The following is a 12,043-nucleotide window of genomic DNA, read 5'->3' as shown; positions in this document are numbered from 1 at the left end:
GGGCATGAAGCTTGTTACTTCAAAAAGCTTTTGGCCAGACTTTCCGTTTGCATGTCTCTGGTCATTTGTTCATAATTAGGGATGACTTCGATCCTGTAGTCCTCATCTGGCTTATGCGCAACGAACAGGAGCTGGTCTGCATTTTCGATATGCACATCGTGACCGCTTGCCTTCAGACATTGCTCGTAATCCTCGAGCGTAGGCTCCTGATTGCCATCCAGATATAGCAAGCCGCGGCCCAATCGGGTTGCATCATGATGAATCACTTTAAAATGGATAATGCGTTCTTGTTTCATACTATGGCACGCTCCTTCTTTGTGCGGGGATATGTAGGATTGTATACTGGATTGAGTGCTCAGAGCAGTGATAAATGTTACAGACATACGGATTCGACAACATTGGGTGAACATTGGCATTCGCTTGAGTAACAAGCAGTTGATTAGCGGTACATCGACTGTCGAACATCTTGCTGAAATAAGGGGCTTGGACACTTAAAATATGTAGATAACTCGCACAATTTTTTCATATTTATAGCTTGCGATTCATATGTCGAATATGTCATAATTGAACCATTACATTATAATCATACGCTATATTTGGGAGCAATGTGCACAGTGGGCCAATTACATTATATTTATCACAAGTACAAACAGTTTGATCTCATTTATATCCTCCCACTTGCCCTACTGTCCTTATGGGTAAGATTACGGTATTTCTTTTATCTCTTATCCTCTGGCAAAGGCTTTCCTCAATCGGACGACACCCAATGGTACCTGGATTATGCTTACTCCTTAATGAAGCATTTTAAAGTTGGACTGGATATGAACGACATTTTGTATTTAGGATACAATGTCTTGCTAACGGTCATGCTCGCTATATTTAGAGACCCTGTTGCCGTCATATTCATACAGGTGGTCACTGCCGCATTAAGTGTCATTCTGGTCTATAAGATCTCACAGATGATATTCAATCGGACAACGGCAATCATCGCTTCTCTTTTTTATGCATATTCTTGGGACATTACCTTATGGTCTGTGTATATATTGACGGACAGCTTTTTCATCAGCCTCATGCTTCTCACGATCTATTCCTTATTAAAGTTTTATGAATCAAATAAGAACGTTTACAAGATTATTTTTATCGCGACAGCCGTATATATGCTTATATTCAGACCGGCAGGGATCATCACAGTAAGCTTTATTATGATCTATGTGCTCATCAACCTGAACAAGCAAACCATAATGGGCTTTGTCAGAAAATACGGTTTGACCCTTGGAAGTATTGTTCTTGCAGGCATTCTCATTGCCATGATTGTGTTTGCCAGTAATAAATTGGACCCGCTCGTGGCTTCGCTGCAGTTTAACGCCAAAAAGGTCTTATACAATATTTATGCGACGGGATGGCTTTTTGACAGAGCTTCGCCATTCGATCATAAATATAAGCCCAATTACACTATAGATATCGGGAATAGTCTCATTATCAGCTTTATTTACCATAACTGGGATAATATTATGATTTTGTATGGCAAAAGAACACTGGCTTTGCTGGGCAGATGGGTATTCTATGTGGACTTGACTCATATCAGGGGGATTGTAAAATTTGCCTGGAATGCATTCCCTGTCTTCATGTTTTTGACCGGACTGGTCTACACCATTCGAAATGGATTGTCCAGAAAGGCATCCATCGTGTGGCTCACCATTCTGGCTTCGTGCGTATTTTGTGTTATTTTCTTTATTGACGGTATGTATAGATATAGAGCCCCTGGTTTGCCGTTTGTAGCGATTGTGGCAGCTTATGGTGGGGATAGGATCATCAAGGGAGCCATTGTGATTACCAAAAAATATGCGGGGAAGTTGTTATGGAACAAGCAAAAATACTCATTGTAGTTCCAGCTTATAATGAACAAAACAACATCTTGAGGGTGATCTGGGATATCAGAAAGACGCTTCCTTCTGCTGATATTCTGGTCGTGAATGACTGCTCTCTCGATAGCACCTCTATCAATGCTCGCAAAGCCGAGGGTGTCAAAGTTGTGGATCTTCCTTATAACCTGGGTATTGGCGGGGCTGTGCAGACCGGGTTCAAGTATGCCTTAACCCATGGCTATGATTATATGGTGCAAATCGATGGGGATGGGCAGCATCTTCCGTCTGAGGTAGTGAAGCTGTTCGATACCATGGTGTCGAATAGCTGCGACATGGTGATCGGCTCCCGATTTCTCGATATTCAATCCTTTCGGACCACCTGGCTTCGGAGAATGGGTATCAAGGTGTTTTACCTCATATTCAGAATGTTAATAAACGCCAAAATTACGGATGGTACGTCGGGATTTCGGATGTACAATCGGAATGGTATCGCGCTCATGGCCAAATATTATCCTGATGATTATCCCGAGCCGGATGCGATTATTCTGCTCAAAAAGCATGGTCTTCGCATAGCCGAGGTCGGTGTTGAAATGAAGGAGCGAGAGCATGGCGTTTCCTCCATATCTATGATCAAAAGTCCTTATTACATGACTAAGGTCATTGTGTCGATCTTTTTCTCCTATATCAGGACAAGGTGGTGAAAGGGCTACGGGGGGTGGGAATTTGTACAGCGTTCAATTGATGGGTGTTGCTTTCAGTCTGATTATGATTATTTCGGTATTTTTGATGGTAAGAGCTCGGATGATCAGAGAAAAGTATTCTCTGGTCTGGTTTCTTATAGGGTTGTTTACGTTAGTGATGTCAGTATTTAAAGACTTGATGGATTGGTTCTCTGCACTAATCGGTGTGGACTATGCGCCGTCAGCCTTTTTTGCCATCTTGATCGCTTCAGCTTATTTGCTGCTATTGAATATGAGTGTCAGCATTTCGGGTATGAAGATGCATAACAAGACGCTTACACAGGAATTAGGATTAACCAAGCTCAGGCTCGAGGAGCTTGAGAAGAGAATGAACGGCGGGGAATCACAATCAAATATTTAATTCTTTTTGCAAGCTTAAGCATGACGGTAGCGGCCAGTACATTGCTCAAAATCGGCAGCAGATCCGTTAACTTTGAAGGCTCGCTGTGGGCGATTTTGTTCGGTTATATGACAACACCTTTGATTGTAGCTGGCTTTGCTTTGTATGCAATAGGCGCTTTTCTGTGGATCTATTGCCTGAATCAATTTGATTTGAGCTATGTGACCTTCGTATCGAGTGTACAATATATACTGTTCGTTGCTGTAGCGATATGGGTGTTCAACGAACAGATCAGCATGATGAAATGGACAGGCTGCGGGTTTATTTTGATTGGTGTATTTTTTTGGGTGAAAGGATAGGCTTGGATGTTCAGATGTGTTGCATATACCGAAGCAATGAAGGACGAATGGGATCGGTTTGCGTTAGCTAAGGGTACGATTTTCCATACCATTGCATTGAGACAAGTCTTGATCCAATCTTTTGGGTATACCTGCGGTTATCACGCGGTCCTGGATGAGAACAACCGGATTTGCGCCATCATCCCCTTGATAATCGGGCGTAATCTCGGATGGAAGAAAGCCGGTGTATCGCTGCCTTTTGTCAATTACACCGACATTGCCTGTGATAGCGAAGAAGCATTTCAGTATGCTGTGGATGCGATTATTGAATTAAAAGTGAAGTACAAGCTCGACTATGTCGATCTGCGATTAAAGGATCAAAGCATAGACAGCTCAGGCTGGAGCTTGAATCTGCATAACCATACCTTCGTGCTGCCGCTGTGTGAGGATGAGGATAAGGTACTTTCACTTTCCAATGCAAGCAATCGCAACCATGTACGCAAAGTGTATAAAAATAACTGGTTTTCGGTTTCGTTTGATCAAAAGCATATCGAGGATTTTCATAAGGTGTATGTAAGAAGGATGAAGCAGCTCGGTTCTCCGGCTCAGGATATTCGATTTTTCAAATATTTTTTCGAATATTTACCTGAGCATGCACATCTGTTAACCGTACTCGATAATGAATCCGGTAAGGTTGTAGGCGGGATGCTGCTGTTAACGAGTCCGGGAAATGCCAAGCTGTACTATCCATATGGAGCGAACTTATCCGAATATAATAACAAATACCTCAATAATTTTATGTACTGGGAGGCCGTGCGCTTCGGAATCAGGAACGGTCTGCAGCAGCTCGATTTGGGCAGATCCCAGACAGGCTCGGGAACCTACAAGTACAAGCAGCAATGGGGAGCACAGCCAGAGCAGTTGAAATACTTGCTCTATGACGGAGGTGGCAAAGCAGCAGGACCTCCAGATAAGCAAAGCCTCAGCTTTTTCGTAGAGATGTGGAAGGTAACGCCTGCTTTCATTACCGACACAGTCGGCAGGAAATTGATTAAATATTTGTTGCCTTAGAAGTCCGGTGACCTATTCATTGGGCTTCTAGAGTTTTAGCAGGAAAACTGTTATATATACTAATTGTTTATTTAATCGGAGGATATCAGACAATGAGCAATTCCAATTGGAAGCAGTACTTTGACAAGAAAGCAGAAACACATGGAGCTTCTGTCAAATCTTCCGACTATTTCAATGAAGAAAGCTTTTTCATGCAGAGAGACAACACCTTGCGCTGGCTTGGCGAATTAAAGGGAAAGACCGTATTGGATGCGGGCTGCGGCGTAGGTGCTTTTAGTGAGCCTCTGGTCGCTAACAACACCGTGTATGGTGTTGACTTTTCAGTAAAAAGTCTTGAATTCGCGGCAGGCAGAGGTCTGATCACGATGTCGGAGGATTTGACGGCACTTCCTTTTGAAAAGGGCAAGTTTGATGTAGTTTTATGCATTGGCGTTATCCAATTGATCGAACAATATGTGTCCGTCATTAAAGAGCTGGCCAGAGTGACCAAGCCAGGCGGAACGCTTCTCATAGAAACCTTAAACCGCGGCTCCATACAGCGTAAGCTATTGAAGCTGTTTGAACGCAGCAATAAATTTGACCGAATGTATGCGATGGATGAGTTGAAGAACGTATTTATGCAGCATGGCTTTGAGCAGATTGAATTTATGAAAATCTACCATCCTTTCAAATTTGTAACCAAGAGCAGCGGACAAGGGGCTTTGTCAGGTACGTTCTGCACTTCGTTTGCGATAAAAGGGAGAAAGAAAAGTGACTAAGCACAAGCAACATGCGACCAATATGCTCACCTTCGATATTGAGGAATGGTTTCATGCCAACTACGATAGTATTGCAGCGCCTGACAGAAGCAGAGGTTCGAATTTCAGGGCTCACATGGATACGCTGCTGCGAATATGCCGCGAAACGGACTGCAAGGCGACTTTTTTTGTATTAGGCTGCATTGGTGAAGATTACCCGGATGTGGTCAAAGCGATAGCGCGTGAAGGACATGATGTGGCCTCGCATGGTTATGCGCATGAGCTTGCCTACAAACAGACGATTGATGAATTCAGGGACGATGTGAAAAAGTCGGTAGATATCCTGGAAAACTTGACGGGTACGAAGGTTCTTGGCTACCGGGCTCCTTCATGGTCCATTGTGGAAGGCAATCTGCATTATCTGGAAGTTCTCGAAGAAATGGGCATGAAATATGATGCCAGTATTTTTCCTGTAAAAACCTTTCTTTACGGGATTCCAACAGCGCCTACCGAGATTCATAAGCCGCGGGTGAACGGTAGGGAAATTGATTTGTATGAGGTTCCGATGTCAGTCATGAAGCTGGGCGGTAAAAATATAGGGTACTCGGGTGGTTTTTATTTCCGATTTTTCCCAAGGCTTCTGATTAAAAATGCAATTCGCTCCGCGAATCGTCGAGGTCACAGCTCGATTGTATATCTGCACCCGAGAGAAATTGATGCGTATGAACAGAAGCTGGATCTGCCGTTCAAGGAAAATTTTATCCACTATTACAGTGTAGGCCGGACCCAGAATAAGCTGGAAGATATATTAAGAAGCTTTAACTTTACGTCCATTTCCGAGCATCTCAAGAACAACTATAAGATGGATGTCTAAGCTTGAGTCAAGGCGGCGTAGGAGGATAAGGTTCTGCTGTGCAGGATATCCCGGATAATCGTCGAATTTTTGGAGATGGGAATCTTCAAGATACATGCAGGGAGAGAAGCACATGCAGCCAAAACGCCACTCGTACGTGAGATTGTTTTCTGGTGAGTTCACGATCCTTCAGGAAGCTAGAAACGATTTAATAGAACCACCAGCAAGCCAAGAGGCCTTGATGCAGAGATACTCACTGTTAATTGACCACTATGACAAGCTGCTCAGAACGGCATTGAAGCTGTCCCGGATTAGCGATATTCAAGGGCAAAGCCTGACGAATCAAAATCACAGGCTGAAGCAGCAGTCCGAAACGGATTATTTGACGGGCCTGTACAACGTACGTAAGCTGGGTGAATGCATACCCGCATGGATGTCCAAAGGGCTTCCTTTTGTACTGCTGCTGCTGGATATCGATTATTTCAAAAATATTAACGATACCTACGGGCATTTGTCCGGGGACGAGGTTTTGAAGTCAGTTGCCAACATTTTGACTGAGCAGACTGGACCTGATGATTTTGTATGCCGCAGCGGCGGTGAGGAATTTTCCATTTTATTGAATAATATCGGGCTGCTGCAGGCAGAGAGCGTTGCACAAAATATTCGTGAAAAGGTCGCGGAAAGCCGCTTTTGGCTGCTGGCTGGTGAATCGGTAGGCATTACGGTATCCATTGGCGCGGTAGAATATGCACCTGGTATGAGCAGTGAGGATTTGCTGGTATGCGCGGATGATGCTTTGTATTTGTCGAAGGAGCTGGGACGTAACAAGGTCAGTCTGTTTCCGCCGCTTTCCGATAAAAGGCATTTATAACGATAAATGATGTATGCATTTTTCAAAAAATTTCATCATGTACAGGGCACGAATCGGCTGCGATTAGTGCTCTTTTTTAAAGATTTTAAGTTCATTTGTGTTCATTTAAGTTCAATAACGTTTATTTGATGTGAATTTTCTGGGTGTATTGTCTTGAAAACGACAGCAAAGCAGAGTATATTTTTTAAATAACATGATAAGAAATCGACAGTTAAAACAGTAGGGTAAAGAGAGGATGGCAAATATGACCGTATGGACGAGAGTCAACCAGGTTGCAGCACAATTGGGGGAAGAAGGAGTTAAGCCTGAGGATCAATATCCGATTATTGTACAATCGGGCGCTCTTAATCAGGTAGCAGGCTTCTTATTCGATCAATCCTATCAGAGGGTTTCGATAGTTGCAGATGCCAACACATACGAAATCGCCGGAAAGGCTTTGGAGACGTCCTTGGTGGACAAAGGCATCTCCACCAAGCTGACGATAATCCAACCTAATGAACAAGGGGATGTAATCGCTGATGAGGTTTCCTTGATTCAACTGATTATGGATTTGCAGCAGTATTCGGCACAGGTCGTGGTGGCCGCAGGATCAGGGACACTGCATGATATTTCCCGATATTCGGCGTATACGGCAGGTATTCCTTTTATATCGGTACCGACGGCACCTTCCGTGGACGGCTTTAATTCCAAGGGAGCGCCGATTATTATTCGCGGTGAAAAGAAAACGATTGCAGCTATCGGACCGGATGCGATATTTGCCGATCTGGATATTTTGGTGCAAGCACCTTCGGCGATGGTGGCCGCTGGTTTTGGCGATATGCTCGGTAAGTACACCTCATTATTCGATTGGAAGTTCGGCAGTCTTGTAGCCGGAGAACCCTACTCACCACTTGTAGCGGCCCTAACCCGTAATGCCCTCCAAAAATGTGTGGATCATCTGGACAGTATTGCCGAGCGTGGCGAAGAAGGGATCCAAACCTTAATCGAGGCGCTGATTGAATCCGGCATTGCGATGATGATATTAGGTCAATCTCACCCCGCTTCAGGAGCCGAACATCATCTATCCCATTATTGGGAAATGGAGTATATTCGACTTGGCAAGCGGCAGCTGCTGCATGGGGCCAAGGTAGGTGTAGCTTGTGTGCAAATCGCTACTTTGTATCATCAGCTGGCGGAGAGTAGCATATCCCCGAAAATAGCATCCATGGAGCCAAAGGCAGCTGCTGATGAATCGACCATTGCTCGACAATCAGCGATAATTAGTCATTGGCCGGAAATTCAGGAGGAAATTGGCCGAATTCCGGAGGGTCAAGCGCTGCGTGAGATGCTTCACAAGTTGGGTGGTCCCACGACGCCGGAACAGCTTGGAGTAGGCTCCGAGCTATTAGCGAGAAGTCTGCAAGAGGCTCACCACATAAGAATGAATCGGTTTACATTACTCAGAACGTATAATGAAATTTTACATGACCATTCGGTAATCTCTAAATAATATGTTGCAGGGCATCCAAGAAATAAAGGGGTCAGCCGCTTTGCTGAAGCTGATTAGTTCGCAAATGCCTGACCCTGTGTAGGAAGACAATTCTTGGAAATGGAGATGTAACCCAAAGCCATGCAAATATCGAGCCTTTCCCTTAAAAATACGATTAACCGATTTGCAGAAGATCGAGAGGAATACGTCAAGGTATTCTGGCTGTTCGGTTATTTGTTCTGCGTAGTTTCGGCCTCCACCATGGGTCGGACTTCAGCAGACACACTGTTTCTCAGCCGCTTTGATGCTTCTTACTTGTCGACAATGTACTTGCCCCAGGCGGCGGCGATGATCCTGATGGGGTTTATATTCCAGAGGTACAGCAGCAAGTTTCGGCTGGATCGTTTGATCCTTGGGTTGATCCCGTTGATTTCGTTTCTCGTGCTTATTTCGAGGCTTGGTGTAGGTACGGAAATGCGTTGGGTGTTTCCTGTTATTTATGTCGTGTATGATGTGTTTAACTTTTTGATGATCGTCTGCTTCTGGCAATTCGCTACCTCGGTGCTCGATCAGCGTAAGGTCAAACGAATGATTGGTTGGGTCGGCAGCGGCGGTATTATGGGTGGAATTTTAAGCGGTTTTGGCTTGAAGGCACTGGTACCGGCAGTCGGCACAGCGAATTTAATTTATTTTTATGCGGGGCTGCAGCTGCTTTGTCTGATAGCAGTCGTGCAGATTCTACGAATGCTGTCTGCGCCAAAAGAGCTCTTTTCAACCGATCAGTCTACGAAGAAACGGCCACCAGCAGCAAGGAAAAAGGTTGAAGCCAAGTCGAGCCTGTTTCAGAACGTGCCCCATTTGAAATACGTGGCGATCATGTCGGCGGCGCTGGTGCTGTCGCTTACTTTAATCGATTATCAATTCAAGGTTATTTTGAAAGAGACGCTGCAAAATGAAGCCTTGGCCGGATTTATGGGCAGCTTTTATGGATATTCGGGACTGTTGGCTTTATTCGTTCAGTTGTTCGTATCGGGTAGGGTGTTAACTCGTTTTGGTGTGATGACAGCGCTGCTGGTGTTTCCGATTGCCTTGTTTATGGGCAGCTTTGGTGTGCTGCTGATGCCTGTGCTGGCAATGGCTGTAGCTGTTAAAGGTAGTGATAAGGTCATTGGGGATACGATTTATTCATCCGTCAGTCAGTTGATTATGTTCCCGATTTCACCGGAATGGCGTGGCAAAGCAAAGGGTTTTCTGGATGGTATCGTACGTAATGGAGCAAAGGGTCTGGCAGCGTTGTGTTTGCTTGTCGTCTCCCGGTTGTTTGCTCCAGAGCAGCTTAGCTATATCATTCTGGTGCTGCTTGCTATCTGCATCGCGGCTGCAATCAAGGTAAAGGGTGCGTATTTGAAGACACTGCTGTCCACCCTGCAAACGGGCAATGATGATTTGGAGAAGGCAGAACTCAATATGATGGACCCTTCAAGCCGCTTGCTGCTGGTTAACGCTTTATCGAGTCCCGATAAGCAGCAGGTGCTTTACGCACTCCGTCTATTAAATGAGCTGGATTCATTTGATATGAAGCCGTTTCTGCCTGCACTGCTGCAGCATCCTGCTGCCGAGGTTTGTTCCGAGGCATTGGTCTATGTAGAGCGAGTGACACCGGATGGGCTGGAGCCTATGCTGCAGCAGCTGCTAGTCGAAGGGGACCAGCAGGTACGAGCGAGAGCCTTAGTAGCGCTGGCAGCATATGCGAAGGATGAATATATCGATGAAATTACAAGCTATCTTGAGAAACCGGAAGTCCGCATGAGAGCGGCAGCAATTGCAGGACTTGTAAAATATTATGGGGTTGAAGGCATGTTCCGCGCGGTAGGTAAACTGAAGCAGCTGCTGGAAAGTATCCATGAGGAAGAACGGATGGCGATGGCGGCATTGTTTGGCCAAATCGGGATTGCCAGCTTCTATAAGCCACTGCTTGCCTTGCTTCAGGATGCCTCCCCACAGGTACGTATCGGTGCTCTGCAGTCTGCGGCTGCGCTTCAGGTATTGGAGCTGGTTCCTTATATTGTTCCTCTACTGGATAGCAGTGAGACCCGGCGTTATGCGGTTGCAGCATTAGCTGCTTATGAGGAAAAGCAAATACTGCCGCTGCTTGAGCCTTTCCTGGTTGAGCACACTGCGGCCCTGTATTTGCCGCAAGTATATGAGCGAATCGGTACCCAGCGGTCATTTGATATGCTGATGTCACTTTACAAATCCGCTCGCTTTGAACTGCGCGACAAGATTCTGGAAGCCTTGCAGAGAATGAACAAGGACCATTGGCGGGTGGATGAGAAGCAGGTTGAAGAGCTTATTCTTGGGGATATTCAGCTTTACTGGAAATTTGCCGTACATGGGGCACGTATATCCGGAGTAGAGGATCGCTCCGAAATGCCGCTGATCATCGAGCAGACGCGTCTTTCGGTATGCAGGCGTATTTTTCAACTATTATCCTTGATCATTGATGCCAAGACCGTACAAGCGGTGTTAGCCAGTTGGTTGTCGGGCGATAGCAGACAGCAGGCGAATTCGACCGAAGTGATGGATCAGATGCTTCAAGGGAACCTGCGTACTGAACTGGCCAGAATGATGTCGACTCCACGTACTTTAACAGGCACAGCTTCACCTGAAAGTTTAAATGAGGACGCATTGATTTGGCTGTATGAGCAAGGAGATACGTGGCTTCGTCACTGGATTCGTTATATGACCATGCAGAGTCACTCCAGCAGGGCGCTTGCTTTTATCGAGGAACATGCAAACGCAGAAGAGAAACAACTGTCCTATGAAAGCCTTGCTGATCAGATCGAACGTGTCCGACTTTTGCACAATGTCACCTTATTCCATGGTTTGGTAGCTCGCGATCTCTCGGCGATAGCACCTCGATTACAGAAGCTTAGTCGGGTACAAGGAATGGATATCATTCGTGAGGGCGACCCGGGAGATTCTTTATTCATCATTCACAGTGGTCAAGCAGGTGTATACGTGAATGGCCAGCAGGTAAGTAGTCTGAAGGCTGGCGATTGCTTTGGAGAAATGGCTGTTCTGACTCAAGGGCTGCGGACGGCAACGATACGGGCAGAAACCGATATCGAGCTGTGGGAGCTGGATTCAACGGCATTGTATGAAATGATGTTCGATCGTGCGAGTATTGCGATTGAAATGATGAAGCTGCTTTCACGCAGACTGCGAACCAAGCTGGAACGGGGTGGGCAGGAAGCCATTGATCAGAACACTGTGCAGGAGATTGCAGCGGTGAGCACAGTATCATCTCCCGATACTGCGGATCAGTCCAAGGATGCGATCATATTGCGGCGTATTCTGGTTTTGCAGAAAATCAATTTATTCGCCCATCTCAGTCAGGATGACTTCATCCGGCTTGCCCAAATCGTTGAAGAGGTTACCTATGGCCCCGGTGAAGTGATCTGCAAAACCGGGGAATTTGGAGACACGATGTACGGAATCATTGAAGGGAACGTCCGCGTCCATAATGGAAATGAAACGTTTGCGATGCTCGGTCAAGGAGATTGCTTTGGAGAGATGGCAGTTATCGACAGCGGTCCGCGTTCGGCCGATTGTACATCAACAGACCGTACCGTGCTGCTCGAGCTCCAGCAGGATCAGGTTTTTGCCTTTTGCTTTCAAAACATCGAAGTACTGCGTAGCATGATGCGTGTACTGGCAGAACGAATTAAAGGTATGGTGTAGCCTTAAAGCTTTGATC

General features: G+C 45.7%; 11 protein-coding genes. 10 read left to right on the top strand and 1 reads right to left on the bottom strand.

Going from position 1 to position 12,043, the window contains the following annotated elements:
* Nucleotides 1–14: 14 nt before the first annotated feature.
* Nucleotides 15–296, bottom strand: a complete 282-nt coding sequence (locus BK127_RS12860; protein ID WP_076230453.1) for a hypothetical protein — start codon at nt 294–296, stop codon at nt 15–17.
* 318 nt (nt 297–614) lie between these two features.
* Here BK127_RS12860 and BK127_RS12855 point away from each other — a divergent pair, with 318 nt between their 5' ends.
* The 10 genes from BK127_RS12855 to BK127_RS12810 all read left to right on the top strand — a co-directional run bounded on the left by BK127_RS12855 (nt 615) and on the right by BK127_RS12810 (nt 12,027).
* Nucleotides 615–1,886 carry a glycosyltransferase family 39 protein gene (locus BK127_RS12855; RefSeq protein ID WP_076230452.1) on the top strand — a complete coding sequence of 424 codons (1,272 nt, stop codon included), beginning with the start codon at nt 615–617 and terminating at the stop codon, nt 1,884–1,886.
* Nucleotides 1,859–2,566: a glycosyltransferase family 2 protein gene (locus BK127_RS12850; protein ID WP_076230451.1), complete on the top strand. Its 708-nt coding sequence runs from the start codon at nt 1,859–1,861 to the stop codon at nt 2,564–2,566. The genes BK127_RS12855 and BK127_RS12850 overlap by 28 nt, the downstream gene beginning before the upstream one ends.
* Nucleotides 2,567–2,588: 22 nt before the next feature.
* Nucleotides 2,589–2,966: a DUF2304 domain-containing protein gene (locus BK127_RS12845; RefSeq protein ID WP_076230450.1), complete on the top strand. Its 378-nt coding sequence runs from the start codon at nt 2,589–2,591 to the stop codon at nt 2,964–2,966.
* Between the two features lie 20 nt (nt 2,967–2,986).
* Entirely contained in the window at nt 2,987–3,304 is a 318-nt protein-coding gene (locus BK127_RS12840; protein WP_076230449.1) for a hypothetical protein, read from the top strand.
* Nucleotides 3,305–3,340: 36 nt separating this feature from the next.
* Nucleotides 3,341–4,354, top strand: coding sequence for a GNAT family N-acetyltransferase (locus BK127_RS12835; protein WP_179097464.1), 1,014 nt, complete (start codon nt 3,341–3,343; stop codon nt 4,352–4,354).
* A gap of 92 nt (nt 4,355–4,446) precedes the next feature.
* The gene (locus BK127_RS12830; protein ID WP_076230447.1) at nt 4,447–5,112 is read left to right on the top strand and encodes a class I SAM-dependent methyltransferase; all 666 of its coding nucleotides are present in this window, start codon (nt 4,447–4,449) and stop codon (nt 5,110–5,112) included.
* Entirely contained in the window at nt 5,105–5,965 is an 861-nt protein-coding gene (locus BK127_RS12825; RefSeq protein ID WP_083689265.1) for a polysaccharide deacetylase family protein, read from the top strand. Before BK127_RS12830 ends, BK127_RS12825 begins: the two co-directional genes overlap by 8 nt.
* A gap of 112 nt (nt 5,966–6,077) precedes the next feature.
* Nucleotides 6,078–6,815 (top strand): GGDEF domain-containing protein, encoded by a 738-nt coding sequence (locus BK127_RS12820; RefSeq protein ID WP_076230446.1) that lies wholly within the window; start codon nt 6,078–6,080, stop codon nt 6,813–6,815.
* Between the two features lie 244 nt (nt 6,816–7,059).
* The gene (locus BK127_RS12815; protein ID WP_076230445.1) at nt 7,060–8,304 is read left to right on the top strand and encodes a sn-glycerol-1-phosphate dehydrogenase; all 1,245 of its coding nucleotides are present in this window, start codon (nt 7,060–7,062) and stop codon (nt 8,302–8,304) included.
* A 120-nt stretch (nt 8,305–8,424) separates the two neighbouring features.
* Nucleotides 8,425–12,027: an Npt1/Npt2 family nucleotide transporter gene (locus BK127_RS12810; protein WP_076230444.1), complete on the top strand. Its 3,603-nt coding sequence runs from the start codon at nt 8,425–8,427 to the stop codon at nt 12,025–12,027.
* Nucleotides 12,028–12,043: the final 16 nt, after the last annotated feature.

Source organism: Paenibacillus sp. FSL H7-0331 (assembly GCF_001956045.1).
Note: the sequence above shows the minus strand (reverse complement) of the source record. Positions and strands in the feature narration are given on the sequence as shown.